The sequence below is a fragment of the Sphingomonas sp. jy18 genome, from assembly GCF_056931895.1.
This window is the reverse complement of the sequence record NZ_JBXPBT010000004.1, coordinates 342,332-359,770: the sequence shown is the minus strand read 5'-3', so window position 1 is coordinate 359,770 and position 17,439 is coordinate 342,332. Positions and strand designations below refer to the sequence as shown.

General features: G+C 69.2%; 12 protein-coding genes. 3 read left to right on the top strand and 9 right to left on the bottom strand.

The genetic code is table 11. From position 1 onward, the window contains the following. The first annotated feature begins 51 nt into the window (after window positions 1-51). The gene (locus tag AC0QC4_RS12490) at window positions 52-654 is read left to right on the top strand and encodes an SOS response-associated peptidase (RefSeq protein ID WP_483660227.1); all 603 of its coding nucleotides are present in this window, start codon (window positions 52-54) and stop codon (window positions 652-654) included. 51 nt (window positions 655-705) lie between these two features. Here the strand turns inward: AC0QC4_RS12490 and AC0QC4_RS12485 are convergent, their stop codons facing one another. The 9 genes from AC0QC4_RS12485 to AC0QC4_RS12445 all read right to left on the bottom strand — a co-directional run bounded on the left by AC0QC4_RS12485 (window position 706) and on the right by AC0QC4_RS12445 (window position 12,322). Beyond that, complete coding sequence (locus tag AC0QC4_RS12485; RefSeq protein WP_483660226.1) at window positions 706-3,807, bottom strand: DUF2339 domain-containing protein; 3,102 nt, start codon at window positions 3,805-3,807, stop codon at window positions 706-708. 41 nt (window positions 3,808-3,848) lie between these two features. Beyond that, window positions 3,849-5,237, bottom strand: coding sequence for an HlyD family type I secretion periplasmic adaptor subunit (locus AC0QC4_RS12480; RefSeq protein ID WP_483660225.1), 1,389 nt, complete (start codon window positions 5,235-5,237; stop codon window positions 3,849-3,851). Continuing rightward, window positions 5,234-6,946, bottom strand: coding sequence for a type I secretion system permease/ATPase (locus AC0QC4_RS12475; RefSeq protein WP_483660224.1), 1,713 nt, complete (start codon window positions 6,944-6,946; stop codon window positions 5,234-5,236). Before AC0QC4_RS12475 ends, AC0QC4_RS12480 begins: the two co-directional genes overlap by 4 nt. 92 nt (window positions 6,947-7,038) lie before the next feature. Further along, a complete protein-coding gene (locus AC0QC4_RS12470; RefSeq protein ID WP_483660223.1) occupies window positions 7,039-7,854 on the bottom strand; it encodes a pyrroline-5-carboxylate reductase family protein in 816 nt (271 codons plus the stop codon). Beyond that, window positions 7,851-8,351: a type III secretion system chaperone family protein gene (locus AC0QC4_RS12465; protein WP_483660222.1), complete on the bottom strand. Its 501-nt coding sequence runs from the start codon at window positions 8,349-8,351 to the stop codon at window positions 7,851-7,853. Before AC0QC4_RS12465 ends, AC0QC4_RS12470 begins: the two co-directional genes overlap by 4 nt. A 124-nt stretch (window positions 8,352-8,475) precedes the next feature. Continuing rightward, the gene (locus AC0QC4_RS12460) at window positions 8,476-8,772 is read right to left on the bottom strand and encodes an accessory factor UbiK family protein (RefSeq protein ID WP_483660221.1); all 297 of its coding nucleotides are present in this window, start codon (window positions 8,770-8,772) and stop codon (window positions 8,476-8,478) included. Between the two features lie 47 nt (window positions 8,773-8,819). Further along, window positions 8,820-9,386 (bottom strand): TspO/MBR family protein, encoded by a 567-nt coding sequence (locus tag AC0QC4_RS12455; protein WP_483660300.1) that lies wholly within the window; start codon window positions 9,384-9,386, stop codon window positions 8,820-8,822. Further along, on the bottom strand, window positions 9,386-10,156 hold the full coding sequence (locus tag AC0QC4_RS12450) for a TlyA family RNA methyltransferase (protein ID WP_483660220.1): 771 nt from the start codon (window positions 10,154-10,156) through the stop codon (window positions 9,386-9,388). The genes AC0QC4_RS12455 and AC0QC4_RS12450 overlap by 1 nt, the downstream gene beginning before the upstream one ends. Before the next feature lie 66 nt (window positions 10,157-10,222). Next, window positions 10,223-12,322, bottom strand: coding sequence for a protein-disulfide reductase DsbD family protein (locus tag AC0QC4_RS12445; protein ID WP_483660219.1), 2,100 nt, complete (start codon window positions 12,320-12,322; stop codon window positions 10,223-10,225). 168 nt (window positions 12,323-12,490) lie between these two features. Between AC0QC4_RS12445 and AC0QC4_RS12440 the strand changes: the two genes are divergently transcribed. Continuing rightward, a complete protein-coding gene (locus AC0QC4_RS12440) occupies window positions 12,491-14,200 on the top strand; it encodes an alkaline phosphatase family protein (RefSeq protein WP_483660218.1) in 1,710 nt (569 codons plus the stop codon). Window positions 14,201-14,289: 89 nt separating this feature from the next. Beyond that, the gene (locus AC0QC4_RS12435) at window positions 14,290-17,361 is read left to right on the top strand and encodes a VIT domain-containing protein (protein ID WP_483660217.1); all 3,072 of its coding nucleotides are present in this window, start codon (window positions 14,290-14,292) and stop codon (window positions 17,359-17,361) included. Window positions 17,362-17,439 lie beyond the last annotated feature (78 nt).

Genomic DNA, 17,439 nt, shown 5'->3' with positions numbered 1-17,439 from the left:
TTTTATGGCCGCCGCTTTGCCACAGCGCGCAAATCCGCCATCATCCGCCGCATGTGCAATCTCTACCGGCTGGATCGTCCCGCGGCAGACATCGCCCGCCTGTTCGATGCCGATCCGGGGCGCGATGCCTGGACCGGCGATTATGTCGCGCCCGGCAAGTTTGCCCCCGTCATCATCTCCGGCCGGGAAGGGCGCCGCCTCGTCCCCCGCCTGTGGGGCGTGCCCCCGCCGCCGCGCATCGCGGCGGAGGGCGGCCGCCCGGTCACCAATGTCCGCAACCTCGCGTCGCCCTTCTGGGTCGGCACGCTGCGCCATCCGGAGCTGCGCTGCCTCGTCCCCGTCACCAGCTTCATGGAATGGGGCGGGGTCAAGGGTGCGCGCCGCCAGCACTGGTTCTCGCTCCCGGCAGAGCCCGTCTTCGCTTTCGCCGGCATCTGGCGCGACCATGAGGTGCCGAGCTTTGCTTTCCTGACCTGCGAACCCAACCCGCTGGTCGGCGCGGTCCACCCCAAGGCAATGCCGCTGATCCTGCACAGCTATGACCATGACCGCTGGCTGACCGCCGACTGGGCCGATGCGCAAAAGCTCGTCGAACCCTACCCCTCGCAGCTCATGGCCGAAACCAGCGAACCCCTCTCCTCCCGCCTGCTGTAAAACAGCCCCCGGCCAATAATGGTCCTTAGTGCCGGGCCCGTCGAAGCAAGCTCAGTGCTGCGGTCGTGATCCCGCATCCTCGCCCTGCGCCACTCCGCCCTCGTCTTCCGCCGCCGGCCGTTCGCTGCGCAACTGGCGCGCATAGAACCAGCCGATGCCGATCAGGCTGAAGCCCAGCGCGACGAACGAGGCGATCCGCGCCAGCCCTTCCAGCCCCGCGGCATCGAACAGGAAGACCTTGGCAACCGCGGCCAGCATCAGCAGCAGGGAGGCTATGCGCCAGTCGCGCCGCCGCATCCGCGCGCCCCACAGCAGGAAGCCGATGGCCAGCACGATGGCGAGCAGCGATCGCAGCACCTCCTCGCTCTGGCCGACCGGCGTCGCCATCAGCAACGTTCCTGAAAAAACCTGCCGCAGCAGCGAAAGGCCGAGCAGCGCGGTCAGCAGCATCGCGCCGACCTGCACCACCGGGTCGAGCGCTTTCGCCACGAAGCCATGCTCGCGCAAGGCAATCCATGCGGCGATGGCGGGCAACAGGTGCAGGGGGATCAGCCAGTTGAGCAGCGGCAACCCGCCCACCGCCTGCTCGGCCCACAGCGGATGGTGGATGATCAGCCCATGGCAGATGGCGTGCGCCAGCGCCGTTCCGGCAAGGCCGGTCACTGCGGCCTTGCGCCACGCTGCCGCGCCCGCAAGACGTCCCACGCCCCATGCCGCACCGATCAGCAACGCCGCCCACAGCAGCCGCTGCGGAATGCCGGTCAGGATGAAATCGCCCGGCCAGGCGGCGGCAAAGCCATGCCGGTACAGCCCGTGCAGCGCGACCAGCGCCAGCACCCCTGCGATCCCCGCCATCCCGCCCAGCAACGCCCGGCCCGCGCGCCCACCGAGCAGCCAGCAAGCCGCGCCGAGCAGGATGGCCGGCACCAGCAGGCGCTGCGCCAGCATGCTGGCGCTGGGGAAGAAGTCATCGACGATCAGCGGCTGCCCCGCCAGCGATTCGAGCGCCGGCACCGCCCATTGCGCGAACACCGGCAGGGCCCAGCCGATCAGCGCGGCCAGCATCACCGCAACGGCAGGGGCCAGACGCGGCCAGGCCGCCACGCGCGTCCACAGGGCCAGGCCGATCAACGCGAGCGCCGGGGCGAACTGCAAGGCCCGAACCGGCAAGATCTGCGCCAGCGCGCCATAGCCCGCCATCGCCGCGACGAGCTGCGCAATCGCGCCAAGTTGCGCCTGCTTCGCTCGCCAGCCGATTATCGCCAGCGCCACGCCGATGCCGCTCCAGCGCAGCAGCGCCAGCCAATCCGGGGCGCCATCGCCCTGCCCGAACAGCCGCCGCACCTCCTGCTCGGGAGCGACCCCACTCACCATCAGCGCCACGAAGCCGATGCAGCCAAATACTGTCGCTACCAGCTCGAACCGCGCATCCTCGGCCCATTCGCCGCCCAGCAGCAACAGCAGCGCGAGACCGGCAAAGACCAGCGGCAGCGCCCAACTTGCCAGACCCAGCGCCCCGGCGGCAGCGATCAGCGCGGCGCTGACGGTCGCCAGTTGCACATAGCGCATGTCGCCCTGCCGCTCCGCGCTCCTCCAGCCGGTAACCAGCCCGATTCCGCTGACCGCCGCCGCGCCCAGCGCGATCCAGGCGACCGGCCAGACGGCGTCCGGCGTCCCATCGGCAAAGACCGGCGCGGCATAATAGCGCCACCACGGCAGCAAGAATGTCGCCAGCGCCAGCGCGCTCACGTCCGCCGCCGCAGCCCGCCCGCCCTGCCGCCACACTCTGAGATGCGCGGGCAGCGCATGCACTGCCAGCATCGCCAGCCCGACCAGCGCATAGTCTCCTGCCGACGGCTCGGGCCACAGGAACAGCAAGGCTGCGGCGAGCCCTGCCGACAGACGCGGAATCAGCGCCAGCCCGGGCTCGCGCCACGCCAGCCACTGCCCGGCCACCGCCAGCAGCAGATAAAGCCCCCAGGTCGTCAGCGCATAGCCGCCGCTCGCGACCATAGCGCCAAGCTGCGCCAGCCCTGCGAGCAGCGCCAGCTGCCGCACCAGCCAGTCGCGCGTCCCCATATGGCCGAGCAACGGCACCGCTACGGCAAGAGCGATGACCAGCAGGCCAACGGACAAGGTAGAGGCGACATCGAGAGCGCCCGATGCGATGAGCGCCAAGGTCCAAAGGCCACCCCCCGCCAGCGTGGCGAGGCCCAGCCACGCCCAGCGCTGCCCGCGCCCGACCACTGTCAGTCCTGCTACAGTCAGCGCCAGATAGCCGGCGAGCAGCGGGATATTGGGCTCGGCGCTCCCGATCAGCGCCGGAGTGGCAAAGCCGCCCGCCAGCGCCAGCAGAGCGGTCGGCGCGCCAAATCGCCCGGCCAGCGCCAGCGCGCCAGCCGTCACCGCCGCCATCGCGGCAAAAGTCACCAACGGCCCGATCAGCCCATGCACATTGCCCGCCACGAAGGCTGCGGCATAGAGCGTCGCCAGCCCTGCCCCGGCCAGCGCCTGCGCGACGCGCGGGTCGCCGACGCGGATGGCATTGCGCGCCGCCGCTTCCGCCCCCGCCAGCAGCCCGAAACCGAACATCAGCGCGCCCGCCACCTGCACCCAGGGGGTCAGCAGTCCGGCAGCAAGGGCATAGTTTACGATCAGCACCCCGGCCACCGCCAGAGTGATGCCGCCGGCCCAGATCGGCAGACGCCGGCCGAAGAAATCCTCGAACGAGAAAGCCGGCCGCGGCGGCGATGTCGTCCTCGCCCTGCCCGGGCGCGCTGGCTCTGCATCGGCGCGGTCCTCGGCCAATGGCGCAGAGAGCGCGACCGGCTCCGCCTCCCCGGCGCTCGCCATCGCCGGCTGCGTTGCGACCTCCGGCAAAGCAGCCGGTTCGACATCGGGCGCTTGCCGCTCGGGCGGACCTGCATCTGCCGGCGGCTCGGGCGCAGGCGCGCTGGCCCGCTCGGGCACCGCGCTGTCCGGCGGCCGCGCGACAGTCGCTGGCGCAGCCGCATCGTTCGCAAACCCACCCTTGGCAGCCGCCTCGCGCGCTTCGAGCGCCGCCAGTCGCTGCTCGGCCAGCTTCAGCCGTCCCCGCACATTGCCGAGCACGGCGATGACCACCAGCAGGCACAGGAACAGCAGTTCGGTCATGCCGCCCTCAGCCCCCTGCCCCGCCTGCCCAATCGGTCAAATCAGGGATCCCGGAAGGCGCGACCCATCTGGTCGAACAGCGGCTTCAGCAGATAGGACAGCAAGGTCCGGTCGCCGGTGGTGATGAACAGCTCTGCCGGCATGCCGGGGGAGAGGTCGAGCCCGGTCTCGCGCTTCACCGCTGCCGCATCGATCGACACCCGCACCCGATAGAAGCTCTCGCCGGTACGTTCGTCCGTCGCCCGCTCTGCGGAAACGAAGGTCAGCCGCCCGTCGAACTCGGGCGTCGTCTGCATGTTGAAGGCGGTCAGGCGGATCCGCGCCGGCTGGCCGACGCGCAGCTGGTCGATGTCCGCCGGGCTCACCCGCGCCTCGATCTGCAGGTCGTCGCCGGTCGGCACGATCTGCATGATCGGCTGGCCAGGCGGCACGAAGCTGCCGACTGTCGAAAAGGCGATGCGGTCGATGATGCCAGCCTGCGGCGCGCGCAGCACGCTGCGGTCGAAGGAATCCTGCGCGCTGACGCTGCGCACCTCGGCATCGTTCAGCGCATTGATGATGTTGGCAAGCTCGGTCCCCGCCTCGGACCGGACATTGGTCTCGTTGGTCACCAGCTGCTGGCGGATTTCGGCGATCCGTGCGCGCGACTGGGCGATATTGGCCTCGAGCGAGGCTGCCGTGCCCTCCAGGCTCACCGCGGTCCGCTCGAGCTGGTTGAGCCGGTTCAGCGTCACCAGCTTGCGATCGTACAGTTCGCGCAAACCCTCCAGCTCGGGCGCGATCAGCCGCTCCTGCTCGCGCACCGCGGCGATCTGCGCCTGATAGCTGTCGATCTCGGCCAGCGATTGCTGCTCGCGCTCGCGCAGCAGCCGCGCCTGTGCCGACTGCTCGTTGCGGCGCAGGCTGAACAGGCGCTGCTCGCGCAGCATCGCCGCAGCGGCCGCCGGACTGTCGCTCCGCCGCAGCTCGTCGGGGAAGCGGATCGCCGCCGCCCCGTCGCGCTCGGCCTCCAGCCGCGCCCGGCGCGCGCGCAGCTCGTCGGTCGAGGCACCGGTCAATTCGGCGCCCATCGCACTGACATTGGTGTCGAACCGCATCAGCGGCTGGCCCGCCTCCACCCGCGCGCCATCGCGCACCAGCAGTTCGGAGAGGACACCGCCGGTCGGGTGGGTGATCACCTTGATCTGGGAGGTGACGCCGACGGCGCCGCCCGCCACCACCGCACCGGTGATGCGGATCAGCGTCGCGGCCAGCAGGAACAGGATGATCAGCGATCCACCGGCAATCGCCGCCCAGCGCAGGCGGCGGCCCAGCCGCTCTTCCAGCGGCTGCGGGATGACCATCGGCAGATTGGCATGCGCCAGCGTCAGCTCCTTGCCCGGCTCGGGCGCAGGATCGCCATCGACCGGCGGCGGCATCATCTGGTTCATTGGGTGGTCCCTGGTGCCGCTGCCCGGCGTATCTTGGAAAGCACATCGTCGCGCAGGCCGAAGTCGGCGGCCTTGCCATCGCGCACGAACAGCACATGGGTCGCAGCGTCGAGCACCGACTGGCGGTGCGTCGCCACCAGGATGATGGCGCCGCGCTGCCGCGCCGCCAGAATCGCCTGCACCAGCGCGCCCTCGCCTGCGGGGTCGAGGTTGCTGTTGGGCTCGTCGAGGACGATCAGGAACGGGTCGCCATAGAGCGCGCGGGCAAGGCCGATACGCTGGCGCTGGCCGGCAGACAGCCGCCCGCCTTCCTCACCCAGTTCGGTCTCATAGCCGTCGGGCAATGACAGGATCAGCTCGTGCACCCCGGCCAGCCGCGCCGCGTTGATGATTGCCCCGGCCTCGGCATCGGGCTGGAAGCGCGCGATATTCTGCGCCACCGTGCCGGCGAACAGGTCGATGCTCTGCGGCAGATAGCCGATATGGCGGCCCAGCACGTCGGGGGGAATCTGGTCGATGCTCGCGCCATCGACACGGATCGAGCCCCGCACGATCGGCCACACGCCGACGATCGCGCGCAGTAGCGTCGATTTTCCGCTGCCGCTCGGCCCGACGATGCCGACGACATGGCCCGCCCCCGCCGACATCGACAGTTCGGCAACCGCCAGCCGGTCGCTGCCCGGTGGCACGATGCCGATGCGGTCGACGGCAAGGCTGCGGCTCGGCGGCGGCAGCGCCATGCGCGGCCCTTCCGCGGGCAGCTTCTCGAAGGTGGTCTCCAGCCGGTTCCAGCTGTCGCGCGCGCTCGCAAAATTGCGCCACTGGCCGATGGCCTGGTCGATCGGCGCCAGCGCGCGGCCGGAGAGGATGGACGAAGCGAAGATGATGCCCGCCGTCGCCTGTCCGTCGAGCACCAGCAGCGCGCCGACGGTCAGGATCAGCGACTGCAGGAACATGCGGAACACGCGGCTGCCGCCCTGCATCGAGGACAGCTTCTCGGCAAAGGTCCGCTGCATCTCGGCCAGCTTCATGCTCAGCCCGCCATGCATGTTGGTCATCGCGCCGACCATGCCATTGGCCTGGATCAGTTCGGCATGCCGGCGCAACCGCTCGGTCGCCTGCGCGCGCTTCACCTGCATGCCGGTCAGCTCGCCGGTGTAATGCTGGGTAATCTTGTCGGACCGCCAGGTGGTGATCGCCAGCACCACCGCCCCCAGAAAGGTGACAAGGCCCAGCCAGACATGCATCAGGGTCAGCACGGCCAGGAACAGCACCACCCAGGGCAGATCGATCAGCGCGCCCGGGCCGGGGCCGGCGATGAACTGCTTGATCTGGTCGAGGTCGCGAATGGGGCTCTGCCCGCGCGCCGTATCGGGCGCCTTGATCGCCAGCCGGTGCGCGACGTCGAGCACGCGCGGCAGCATCCGGCTTTCCATCGCCCCGCCGATGTCGGACAGCAGCCAGGCGCGCAGCACGTCGAACCCTGCCTGGAACAGGAACAGCATGCAGGCCAGCACGAATAGCCCCCACAGGGTGGGCAGGCTGGCCGAGGGCAAGACCCGGTCATAGACCAGCATCATGTAGATGGAGCCGGTCAGCAGCAGGATGTTGAGCCCGGCGCTGAGCAGGCCGACGCCGATCAGGCCGCGCCGGCTTTGGCCCAGCGCGCGCCCCAATTCACCGGACCAGTTGACGTTGAGAAGTTTCAAGGCAGACAAGGTTCCGGTTGTTGTCGTCCCAGCGTCATAGCATGGAAAAGGGCCTGTCGCACAAGTCAAACCATCGGCGCGGCGCGCCGCCTCTATTGCGCGAGGGCGCGGCCCCGCTCCGCCGCAGCGGCAAGTGTCTCGGCAATCAGTCGCTCCAGCCGTCGATCGGCGTCGAGCACATCCAGCCCGGCGCGCGTCATCCCGCCCGGACTTGCCACCGCATCGGCCAGCGCGCGCCCGTTATCCGCGGAATTCAGCAGCGTCAGCGCCGCTCCGGCAACTGTCGCGCGCGCCAGCCGGTCGGCATCGCCGGCATCGAGCCCCATCCCCGCGCCGGCCGCCGCCAACGCATCGATGAAGCGATAGGCAAAGGCCGGGCCGCATCCCGCCAGCGCGGTGACATCGTCGAACCCGCGCTCGTCGCCGACCGGATAAACCAGCCCCAGCGTCGCCAGCAGCGAATCGAGCGCAGGCGTCTCGTCCGTCAATCCGGCACCGCGCGCCACCGCCACCACCCCCTGCCCGGTCTCGACCGGCAGATTGGGCATGGCGCGCACCACGCCCCGCGCACCCGCCCAGTCGGCAGACAATGTCGACAGCGGAATGCCGGCAAGGATGGAAACGACCAGCGTCTGCGGGCCCGCCAGCGGGGCGATGGCAGGCAGCAGGTCGCGATATTGCTGGGGCTTGATGCCGATCACCAAGAGGTCGGGCGGCGTCAGCCCTTCGGCATCGCGGCGCTGCGCCACGCCAGGCGCGACGGGCGCATCGCTGCGACGGATTGCCGTGACCAGCGCCGGGTCGAGCCCGCAGGCCAGCCAGCGGCGCAGCATCGCCCCCGCCATCGTGCCGCAGCCGAACATGGTGATGCGGCAGTCGAGCCCGGTCAGCGGCAGTGCGCCGGTCATGCTTCGCCGCGCGTCTCGATCAGCGCTGCGGCAATCGCCTCGGTCGGCGACTTGCCGCCCCACAGCACGAACTGAAACACCGGATAGAAGCGCTCGGCCTCGTCGATGGCGGTCCCGACCAGCGTCTCGGCCATGTCGAGCGGCAGGCTGCCGTCGACACCCAGCAAGGTCGCGTGGCGATAGAGGATCATCCCGCTCGCCGACCACAGCTCGAAATGGCCCATCCACAACTGCTCGTTGATCAGCGCCAGCGCCTCGAGCGCGGCGACGCGCCGCTCGTCGACGATCTTGATTTCAGGGAACAGCAGGATCTGCAGCACGCCATCCTCGGCGCGCCACACCCCGCGCAGCTCGTAGTTGGTCCAGCTGCCCTGCACCTGCATGACGATCTCGTCGTCGCCGATCAGCTCGTGCGGCCAGCCATGCGCATCGCAATAGCGTTCCAGCATCTCGATCGGCTCGCCGCCGTCCTCGTCGATATGGTCGTCGGGAGTCATGGGTCCGCTCTACGCGACGGCGATGGCGGCGCGCAATGCTGCCGCGCAGTTATACACAGAAAAGCGCCATTGCGAGCGAAGCGGAACGGGTACCCGCCGTTCCGCCGCACTGCGGCAGGCAGGCTCAGCCCTTGGGCTTCTTGGCCGCCTTGGGAGCAGCAGGCGCCTCGGACGCCGCAGCCGCACCGGTGCGTTCGATCACGTCGACGCGGGTCTTGAGCGCCGCAATCTCGGCGCGGGCAGCGGCCAGCATGTCCTTGACGACATCGAATTCCTCGCGCGTCACGAAGTCGCCACCGACAAAGTCGCGCGCCTTTTCCCGGGCATTGGCCTGCGCCTCGCGCGCCATCCCGGCAAAGGTGCCCGCCGCGCCGTTCAGCACCTTGGAAAGATCGTCGAAGAATTTGCCTTGGCTCTGCATGTTCGTCACTCCGGAAATCAGCGCGGCCGGCCCTCTGCCGTACCGCCTTATTCCCCTTGCCCGATGCTGATATTGGCGCTGGCAGCCGGTGGCACAAGGGTTTCCGCGTCAGGGTTGCGCACATCGAACTGATAATTGAGCACGGCGGCAAAGCTCAGCCACGCCAGATACGGCAGCATCAGCCACGCCGCCGCCCGGCGAATGCCCCAGAACAGCCATGTCGTCGCTGCCGCGGTCGTCAGGATGAACAGGATCAGCCAGAAGGCGGCGCTGATCTGGTGTATGCCGAAAAACAGCGGGCTCCACAGGAAATTGGCGATGAGCTGCAGCAGGAACAGCCCGATTGCCGCCCCGCGCCCGGCAGCGCCGCGCGCGTTAAGGATCATCGCCAAAGAGAGGCCGAGCAGGATGTAGAGGATCGGCCACACCACGCCGAACGCCCAGCCCGGCGGCATGATCGGCGGGATGTCGAGCGCGTCGAACCAGCCATTGCCGAAGCCGCTGTTGGACAAGCGCCCGACCAGCGATCCGATGGCAACGATCAGCGGCACGGTCACCAGCGCCCAGCGCAGATAGGACATGCGCAGCTGCCCGGGGGACGCGATTTCGGTCATCATGCACCTTGCATCGTTTCAGTGTCGGCTATTGCATCGCCGACGCGGGTGGCGGCAAGCAGAAACTCGACATTGCCTTCCGGGCCGGTGATCGGACTGGTCATCAGCGGCTCAACGCGCCACCCCTGCGCAACGATCCATGCCGCCGCTGCAGCGCATACCCGGGCGTGCACCGCCTCGTCGCGCACCACGCCCTTCTTGCCCACCTCGTGCCGCTCTGCCTCGAACTGCGGCTTGACCAGCGCCACCAGCCGCGTGCCCGCTCGGGCGAAGGACAAGGGCACCGGCAGCACCTTGGCCAGCGCGATGAAACTCGCGTCGCAGACGACGAGGTCGACTGGCTCGGGAATATGCTCAGCGGTCAGGATGCGGGCGCTGGTCTGTTCATGCACGATCACCCGCGCATCCTGCCGCAGCTTCCACGCCAGCTGGTTGGTGCCGCTGTCGACCGCATAGACCCGGGCCGCGCCCCGGCTCAGCAGCACGTCGGTAAAGCCGCCAGTCGAGCTCCCGACATCGATCGCTACAGCCCCGCTGACGTCCCAGCCCAGCGCGGCCAGGGCGTGATCGAGCTTGATCCCGCCGCGCGAAACCCACGGGTGGTCGCGCCCGCGCACATCGATCGACGCGTCGGCGGGCACTTGCTGCCCCGGCTTGTCGATCTTGCGATCGCCAAGGAAGGCGTGCCCCGCCATGATCAGCGCCTGCGCCCGCGCGCGGCTTTCGGCAAGGCCCAGGTCGACGATGCGCTGGTCGGCGCGCGTCTTCATGTTGGCAAGGCCATGCTATTCCCTCCGACCGTCTCCTGCCACGCTCAGGGCAGTCGCGGCGCGAAGTCAAGGTTGCGCGGCTAGCCCCGTCAGCAAACCAGGGGTCAGCACTTGCGGCAGGATCTGCGGCTCGCCCCCGCCGGCCGGATACCACAGGTACAGCGGCACGCTGTTGCGCTGGTGTGTCGCCAGCTCGCGGGTGATCTCGGGGTCGGCATTGGTCCAGTCGCCGACCAGCGTCTTCACCCCGGCCGCGCGGAAGGCCGCCGCCGTTTCCTCGCGCTCGATCGAGCTCGCCTCGTTGACCTTGCAGCTCACGCACCAGTCGGCGGTGAAATAGACGAACAGCGGACGCCCCTGGGCGCGCAGCGCCGCGACCCGGGCCGCGCTCCACGGTTCGGCCTCTAGCAGGCTCGCCTGAGCCAGCGCCGCGCCATCGCGGGTCACAGGCTGCGGCAGCAGCAGCGCGGCTGGCACGATAGCCGCAGCCATGGCGATGAAGACCGGCCCGGCATGCCGCCCGCCGCCCTGTTGCCGGCCCGCCAGCCACGCCAGCGCGAAGGTGACCAGCGCCATCGCCGCCCCGACCAGCCAGCCGTTGAGCCCGACCTGCCGCCCCAGCAGCCAGATCAGCGCAGCGACAGTCAGCACCATCGGGATGGCCAGCCAGCGCCGCATCCGTTCCATCCACGGCCCCGGCTTGGGCAGCCGCGTGCGCAGGCGCGGAATGAGGGCGAGCAGCAGGAAGGGCAGCGCGAGGCCGAGGCCCAGCCCGCCGAAGATCGGCAAGGCTGCCCAGGCCGGCAAAGCCAGCGTCGCGCCAAGCGCGGCCCCCAGAAACGGTCCGCTGCACGGCGTCGCGATGAAAGCCGCTAGCGCCCCGGTGCCGAATGCCTGCTTGGCCGGGCTCGCCGGCGTGCCGCCAGCGGTGGACGCCCGACCGAAGTTGAACGACAGCGATCCGATCTCGAACAGCCCGGCGAGATTGGCGGTAATGGCTGCGGTCAGCACGATCAGCAACAGCACCGAAGGCGGGCTCTGCAGCTGGAAGGCCCAACCGACCGCCTCGCCGCCCGCGCGCAGCAGCAGCAACACCGCGCCGAGTGCGAGACTGGTGAAGATGGTGCCTGCCGTATAGGCAAAACCCTCGATCCGCGCCTCGCGCGCTTCGCCCCCGGCACGCGCCAGTGCTAGCGCCTTCAGGCTCAGGATTGGAAAGACGCAGGGCATGATGTTGAGGATGAGACCGCCGATCACTGCTCCGGCGAGCGCAGTGAGGAACAGCCCCCAGTTGAACTGCGCCATCGCCTCCTGCACATCGGCCCCGACCGGCGCGCCCGGCGGCGGGACATTGCCGGGCTCTGCGGTGAAGCTGAAGCCGCGCCCGTCTCCCGTCGCGATCAGCGCGTCGAACGAGCGCAGATTGCCAAGGTCGGATCCGGCCTTGGTCTCGACGATCAACAGGTCGCCGCTGCGGCTGAACCCCTGCGCCGCCCCCGGCTGGTCGGCGCGTTGCGTTGCGACGAACAGGTGTGGCGCGCGGATCGCGAGCCCAGCCGGATAGGGGATGCCGAGGCGCAAGGAATCGCCTTCGCGTTGATAGGTCACCGGGCTGCCCAGCGGTTGCGGCAGCGCCATCCGCCAGCCATCGAACCGGGAGCGCGTGCCCGCGTCGATGCGGCCGTCACCGACGGTAAGGTCGAGGGTGAAAGTCCCGGTTTCCGGCACGCACACCTGATCGGTGCAGGCGAGCCACGTCGCCTCGCCGCGGATGGGTAGACGCGTTCCCGGCGCGACATTGCCGGCGATGCGCAGCGGCGCAATCAGCGCATAGGGATGCTCATAGACATGGTTCATCAGCCCGGCGATGACCAGCGTCTCGGGCACCGGATAGTTGAGCTCGCCGATGCTCACCCCCGGCGGCAGCGTCCATTCGATCTGCATGCCGAACCCGGCATCGCCGCCATTCTTCCAATAGCCGTGCCACCCTGCATCGGGCACCATCACCAGCGCGACGTCGACGCTGCTGCCCGGGGCCGGTGCGGCGCTCTCGGCAACGATGCTGTGGCGGATATGCGGTCCGGGACCGACCTGCGCCTGCACCGGGACGCCCATCGCGGTGAAAGCCAATGCCAGCACCAGCAGCAGGCGTGACCAGATGGTCATCGAACGGTCATTGCAAACGGGCACGGGCAATCCTCATCGGGCGCGCACCATCCAGGGCGCATGTCGGTTGGCACTTGCGATATAACCGCTTGTCGGCGCAGAGCGAGTCCATAGGCTTGTGCGCGGTAAGCGGCTGCCGCAAGAATGTTCAAAAGCAGGAGTGTCGCCATGCGTTCGTTGATTTCCGCCTTCGCGTTACTCGCGGCTACCGCGACTTCGGCGGCGGTTGCCCAGCAGGCGGCGCCGATGCCCGCCGCCGCCACGCCCGCGCCCGCTCCTGCCGAAGGCGCGCCGGCCACCCCGCCCAAGCTGATCATCGCCATCTCGGTCGATCAGTTTTCCGCGGATCTGTTCGCGCAATATCGCCAGTTGTTCACCGGTGGCCTCGCCCGCCTTGCTGGCGGCATCGTCTTCCCGTCGGGCTATCAGGCACATGCCGCGACCGAAACCTGCCCGGGCCATTCGACCATCCTCACCGGATCGCTCCCCAGCCGCACCGGCATCATTGCCAACAACTGGTTCGATCTCGGCCTCTCGCGCGATGACAAGCGCGTCTATTGTTCCGAAGACCCGACCGTCGAAGGCACCTCTTCGGCATCAGGCCGCTATGCACCCTCCAACCAGTATCTGCGCGTGCCCACGCTGGGTGACCGGATGAGCGCCGCCGATCCGCGCACGCAGGTCATCTCGGTCGCCGGCAAGGATCGCGCCGCAATCATGATGGGCGGACGCGAGGCGGACGAACTATGGTGGCTCGCCCCCACCGGCCTCGCCAGCTTCCGCGGTCGCGAGGCCGCGCCCGATGTCGCACGCATTTCCGGCGCGGTCGCGCAAGCCATCGCCACCCCGCGCCCGGCGCTCGAATTGCCACAGGCCTGCGCCGCGCGCGATTATCCGGTCGCGGTCGGCAATCGTACCGTCGGGACCGGTCGTTTTGCCCGGCCGGGCGGCACGGACTCGACCAACTTCCGCATGTTCCTCGCATCCCCCGAAGCTGACGGCACCGTGCTCGCCGCCGGTGCCGCGCTGCGCCAGTCGCGGCATCTGGGCGAAGGCCCGCAGACCGACCTGCTGATCCTCGGCCTGTCCGCCACCGATTATGTCGGCCACGCCACCGGTACCGAAGGCGCGGAAATGTGCATCCAGATGCTCGCGCTCGACCGGGAGCTCGGCGATTTCTTCGCGCGCATGGACGCGACCGGTATCGATTATGCCGTGGTGCTGACCGCCGATCATGGCGGACACGACACGCCCGAACGCAACCGGGAAAACGCCATTCCATCGGCCGAACGCGTCGACCCCGCGCTTGCCCCCGAAGCGCTCGGCAATGCGCTCAAGGCCGAGCTTGGCATCACCCTCGATGGGCCGCTGCTCTATGGCGACGCCCCGTTCGGCGATCTCTACGTCAGCCGCGCCCTCTCTCCCGAACAGCGCACCCGGGTTATCGACGCCGCCGTCCGCCGTCTCAGCGCGCATCGCCAAGTCGAGCATGTCTGGCGCGGCAGCGACATTGCCGCGATGTCGGTCTCGCGCCGGTCGCCCGAGCTGTGGACCATCGCCGAACGGCTGCGCGCCAACTATGATCCGGAACGCTCGGGCGATCTGCTGCTGGTGTTGAAAGATCGTGTTACGCCGATCCCCGAGACCGGCCTCGGCTACATCGCCACGCACGGTTCGGTCTGGGATTATGACCGGCGCGTGCCGATCCTGTTCTGGCGCGCCGGCCTGCGCCCGTTCGAACAGCCCAATCCGGTGATGGTGGTGGACATCCTGCCGACCCTCGCCGCGCTCATCGGCCTGCCGGTCGACAGCAGCAGCATCGACGGCCGCTGCCTCGATCTCGTCGCCGGCCAGGCCAGCAGCTGCCCGGCGCCCTGACCGCCGTTCATCTTCCCTACAGCCGGAAGCTGTGACACTGCAGCAGCCGAACAGGGGAGGAAATCATCATGTCACATTGGCGCAAGTGCTTGACACTGCTGCCCTTGACCGCGCTGGTCACGCTCGGCACTCCCGCGATGCTGCACGCGCAGACGGCGCGGAGCGAACGGGCGGCGGCCCAGCCGACGCTGGCGCTGACCGGCAATGTGCGCGGTGTCCGCTCGGACAGCACCACCAGCCGCCAGCTCGCGATAGAAGTGCTCGCGCTCGATGTGCGCATCCGTGGCGGCGTTGCCGAAACGCGGATGACCGCTACCTTCCGCAATGACAGCGCCGACGTGCTCGAAGGCGATTTCTCTTTCGACATGCCCGCCGGCTCGGTCATCACCGGCTATGCGCTCGATGTCGGGCCGGACCTGATCGATGGCGTCCTCGCCGGGCGCGATCAGGCGCGCGAGGCGTATCAGCGCCGCGTTGTCCAGCGCATCGACCCCGGTCTGGCCGAAGTGACGTGGAGCGACCGGTTCTCCACCCGCATCTTCCCCATCCCGGCGCGCGGCAGCCGCACCATCCGGCTGGTGATGACCTCACCGGTGGCCGACGGCGGCTATGTCCTGCCGCTGCGCCCGGCCGCCCGTGTCGGGCGGTTCACCCTTGCCATAGAGGCCGATGCCGGCACCCCGCCCCGGGTGGTGCTGCCCGATGGCGTCAGCGGCCGCTGGAGCGATGGCCGCTTCACGCTCGACCGCTGGGACGCCCGGCTTGGCGGCGAACTGCGTCTGGTCCCCGCCGTCCCCGCCGACCCGCTGGTGCTCAGCCGCCACGCCAATGGCGAAAGTTTCTTCGAAATCCTGCCGCGCCCCAGCCGTCTCGGCGCAGTGGCGGCACCCAGCAACGACCCGCTGCATATTTTCTGGGACCGCTCCACCAGCCGCGCCGACGACGATATCGATGCTGAGCTGCGGCTCGTGCGCGCTCTGGTCACCCATTATGGCGATGACGGCGTGATGCTGACGCTGTTCGACAGCAGCGGTGTAGAAACCGTCCGCGTCACCAGCGATGCCGATCTGGAAACGCGCATTCGCGGCATCCGCTATGGCGGAGCGACCAGCTATGCAGGCCTAGCCGCGGTTCCGGTCCACAGCGACGCGGTGTGCGTCCTCGTCAGCGACGGGCGCGCCACCATCGATTCGCGCGCCGGCTTCCGCCTGCCGTGCCGTACCCACACCGTCGCCTCCGATCGCGAGGTCGATCGCGGCTGGCTGGCTGCGGTGGCGGAGCAGGGCGACGGGACGTTCGTCGAACTCACGCGGATGTCGACCAGCGAAGCGCGCAATGCCATCGCCCGCGCCCAGCGCCGTACCGGCCGCATTGTCGATGACGAGGGCAACATCATCGACACGGTGGTGGTCGATGGCGGCAACGGCCAGTGGCGGATGATCGGCCGCATGCCCGACCGCGGCGGATTGCGCCGCATGGTCGGGAATCGCGTGGAGGGAACCTATCCGCGCCCCGCCACCGCTGCTCCGCTCTTCTCCGGCACCGGTGCGCTTTGGGCAAGCCGGACGATCGGGGCTGGCGCCAGCGACATGGCTACCGCAGCGCTGGTCGCACTGGCGCGCCGCTACTCGGTCGCCTCTCCCTACGCCTCGTTCATCGTGCTCGAAGCGCCCGCCGACTATGTCGAGGCCAACATCCCGCCGCCGGCCAATTATCCCAAGGCCCTGTTCGACCAATATGCCGCGCTACGCGCCGCAGCCGATAGGCAGATCGCCGCGCAGCAAGCCGGTCGACTGGATCAGGTGGCATCGGAATGGTCGGAAACGCGCAACTGGTGGACGCAGAAGTTCGATTCCGATCCGCGCACACGCAGCGCGCCCGTGGAAAGCTATGGTGGCGATGACACCGAAGTGGCAGCCATCCCGCTCAGTGTCCCGCCGCCGCCCGCGCCGCCACATCCTCCCCCTCCACCACCCCCGCCGCCCCCTCCTCCACCGCCGCCAGCCATGGCGCCGCCGGTCCCGGGCTCGGCCGATGAGGAGGCCGGGGACAACATCGTCGTGACAGCCACCCGCCTGAACGAGCCGCAATTCGACGCGCCGGTGGCGGTGTCGGTAGTCAGCGAGGAAAGTCTGGCAGGCAACGCACCCGCCCCGGCCGACGGGTCGTCTGCCAGCGCCCGCTCGAGCGACGATTCCGAACCCACGTCGGGGCGCATCCAGACCGTCGAATGGTCACCCGAACGCCCGTGGATTGTCGCCATCGACGCGGCCGGTGCGAACTGGGCGGAGGAAGCCGAACGGCAGCGCGCACGTCATGGTGCCCTGCCGCTGTTCTGGTTCGATCTCGCCGAATGGCACTGGCGCAACCAGCGCGCCGCCGAGGCCCGCCGCGCTGTCGAATCCGCTCTGGATCTCGAAGCGCGGGACAACCAGACGCTGGAAATCGTCGCCGGTCGGCTGGTCCGCTATGGCGATCTCGATCGCGCGCTCGCGCTCTATGCCCAGCTTGCCGATCGCGAGAGCGAACGCCCGCAGCCGCAGCGCCAACGCGCGCTGGTGCTGATGGCACGCGCCGAGGCGCACCGGGCAGCGGGTCACCGCGATGCCGCGCTGGCGGATCTGCGCAGCGCTATCGAACTGCTTGCCGATGCGGTGCTGACCGTACGCCGCGAGCATTATCGCGGTTTCGAGACACTGGCGCTGATGGACGCCAATCTCGCGGTGCAGCGCTATCGCGCGCTCGGCGGGTCGGAGCATGCCCTGCCCGCTCCGCTGGTGGCCATGCTCGATGTCGACATCCGCATCGTCGTCGAATGGAACACGCCGCGCACCGATCTCGATCTGTGGATCACGCAGCCGGATGGCGAGCGTGTCGGCTACTCCAACCGCCTGTCGCAGACCGGCGGCCGCCTGACGGCGGACGTCACCAACGGGTTCGGGCCGGAGGAGTTCATGCTGCGAGTGGCCCCGCGCGGCACCTACACCATAGAAATCGACAGCTTCGCCGCCGATCGCACCAACCCTAACGGTCCGTCGACCGTGCAGGCGCGTATCATCCGCAACTTCGGCCGGGCCGATCAGAGCGAGGAGCTGATCGACGTCGAGATGGACCCGACCGACGACGGCATGCGCCGGGTCGGCACGATTACCGTGCGCTGATCCAGGCGGACTGAGGGAGCAGGCTCGCCCCACGCGCAGTGCAGGCGAGTGACTGGTGACGCGATCGCACCCACAGCG